We start from the raw sequence: 1,187 nt of genomic DNA, 5'->3' as shown, positions 1-1,187 counted from the left end.
AGAAAATGGCAAAAGGAAAATTCACCCGTACCAAGCCGCACGTGAACGTGGGGACGATTGGTCACGTGGACCATGGCAAGACGACGCTGACGGCGGCGATTGCGACGGTGCTGTCGACGAAGTTCGGCGGCGAAGCCAAGGCTTACGACCAGATTGACGCGGCTCCCGAAGAAAAGGCGCGCGGCATCACGATCAACACGGCACAYGTCGAGTACGAAACGGCCAATCGCCACTACGCGCACGTTGATTGCCCGGGCCACGCCGACTACGTCAAGAACATGATCACCGGTGCCGCCCAGATGGACGGTGCCATTCTGGTGTGCTCGGCCGCTGACGGCCCGATGCCCCAGACGCGTGAGCACATYCTGCTGGCGCGCCAGGTGGGTGTGGGCTACATCATCGTGTTCCTGAACAAGTGTGACATGGTGGACGACGCCGAGCTTCTCGAACTCGTCGAGATGGAAGTGCGCGAGCTGCTGGACAAGTACGAATTCCCGGGCGACGACACGCCGATCATTCATGGTTCGGCCAAGCTCGCGCTGGAAGGCGACAAGGGCAAGCTGGGCGAAGAGGCCATCATGAAGCTGGCCGATGCGTTGGACACCTACATCCCGACGCCCGAGCGTGCGATTGACGGTGCGTTCCTGATGCCTGTGGAAGACGTGTTCTCGATCTCCGGTCGCGGCACCGTGGTCACGGGCGCCGTGGAGCGCGGGGTGATCAAGGTTGGCGAGGAAATCGAGATCGTGGGCATTCGCCCGACGGTCAAGACGACCTGCACGGGTGTGGAGATGTTCCGCAAGCTGCTGGATCAAGGCCAGGCGGGCGACAACGTGGGCGTGCTGCTGCGCGGCACSAAGCGCGAAGAAGTCGAGCGTGGCCAGGTGCTGTGCAAGCCCGGCTCCATCAAGCCGCACACGCATTTCACCGCCGAGGTGTACGTTCTGAGCAAGGATGAGGGTGGCCGTCACACGCCGTTCTTCAACAACTACCGTCCGCAGTTCTATTTCCGCACGACGGACGTGACCGGCGCGATCGAACTGCCCGCGGACAAGGAAATGGTCATGCCGGGCGACAACGTGTCGATCACGGTGAAGCTGATCAACCCGATCGCCATGGAAGAAGGCCTGCGCTTTGCGATCCGCGAAGGCGGCCGTACCGTGGGCTCGGGCGTCGTGGCAAAGATC

Annotated in this window: 1 protein-coding gene; it reads left to right on the top strand. The window is 62.2% G+C overall.

All coding sequences use genetic code 11. The features are described 5' to 3' along the window. Positions 1–5: 5 nt before the first annotated feature. On the top strand, positions 6–1,187 hold a 1,182-nt coding region (tuf, locus tag AC1DNF_RS35630), incomplete at its 3' end, for an elongation factor Tu (RefSeq protein WP_478153642.1).

The organism is Variovorax sp. 01T432 (assembly GCF_056398605.1).
This window is presented reverse-complemented; position numbering and strand designations above follow the sequence as displayed.